The organism is Vibrio sp. Vb1554, from assembly GCF_033344235.1.
This window is the reverse complement of record NZ_JAWPOJ010000336.1, coordinates 1-1153: the sequence shown is the minus strand read 5'-3', so window position 1 is coordinate 1153 and position 1153 is coordinate 1. Positions and strand designations below refer to the sequence as shown.

The following is a 1153-nucleotide window of genomic DNA, read 5'->3' as shown; positions in this document are numbered from 1 at the left end:
AACCTAATTGCTCATTGAGTTTAGTTATTAAAGCTATAGCTAAAACCAAATTTCCTTCCTCACCGCTCAGATCTAATATGACTCCATCGGCAGCAAATACTGCAAAAGAATTTTTAAACTTTACTCTCCAAGGAGCAAGATTATGAGCAAACAAGTAAGCTTAATTGGTCTAGATCGTCAACAATCAGAACAACTAGCACAACAACTGAATCAGCTACTTGCCCACTATCAAGTGCTGTACATGAACACACGCGGTTATCACTGGAACATCAAAGGCCACCAGTTCTTTGAATTGCACGTAAAATTTGAAGAGATCTACACAGATCTTCAAACCAAAATTGATGAACTTGCAGAACGTATTTTAACGTTGGGTTACACGCCAGCACACGCGTTTAGCCATTACTTAGAATCAAGCGAAATCAAAGAGCATCAAAACGCGACAGCGGGTGAAGAGTGCGTGAAAGGCTTGGTTGATGGTTTTGGTGTTCTGCTTGTTAAACAGCGTGAGATTTTACAAAACGCTGGTGAAGCAGACGATGAAGGTACTGCGGCACTGATGGGTGATTACATCCGTGAGCAAGAAAAATTAATGTGGATGCTTAACGCTTACCTACAAGGCTAAGTTCAAACATTTACATACGATTCGGGAATAAGCCAAAGGAGCACATGAGTGCTCCTTTTTTTGTCTCTGTGAATTGGCAATCTAATTCGTTGAGCTTTTCGGACAAAGGGATCAGTGCGCTGATTCAAAGTACGCCAGCAAATCGGACAGTTCTCTCACCGCAAGTGACGCCGAATTTTTAAATTGTTCGGTGATGCCGTGATGCACTAAACAAGACGGCATTTGTGCATTGTACGCAGCTTGTAAATCGTAAAGGAAGTCACCGACATACAGCACTTCATTTGGCATCAAACGCCACTCCTTGGCGAGCACTTGTAGCGATAAAGGATCGGGTTTTGGTGGATAACATTCACGCGTGATCACTTGCTCAACGGTGATTTGGTTATGTTCCAATTTTCTTTGTGTCGCAATTAGGCAGTTTCGCGTCACGATGGCGGTTTTAATCGTATTTTTCTCCAAGTAGTTCAGCAACTCATGACAACCAATCATCGGGCTAGATTGTTCAGCATCGGAAATCTCGTGGTCAAAAAT

2 protein-coding genes are annotated in these 1153 nt (G+C 42.3%); one reads left to right on the top strand and one right to left on the bottom strand.

The genetic code is table 11. The annotated features are described in order from the left end of the window. Positions 1 to 142 precede the first annotated feature (142 nt). Positions 143 to 622, top strand: coding sequence for a Dps family protein (locus tag R8N28_RS26105; protein WP_005461991.1), 480 nt, complete (start codon positions 143 to 145; stop codon positions 620 to 622). Between the two features lie 111 nt (positions 623 to 733). Here the strand turns inward: R8N28_RS26105 and R8N28_RS26100 are convergent. Then, a partial coding sequence (locus R8N28_RS26100; protein ID WP_318183768.1) for an HAD-IA family hydrolase occupies positions 734 to 1153 on the bottom strand: 420 nt, incomplete at its 5' end.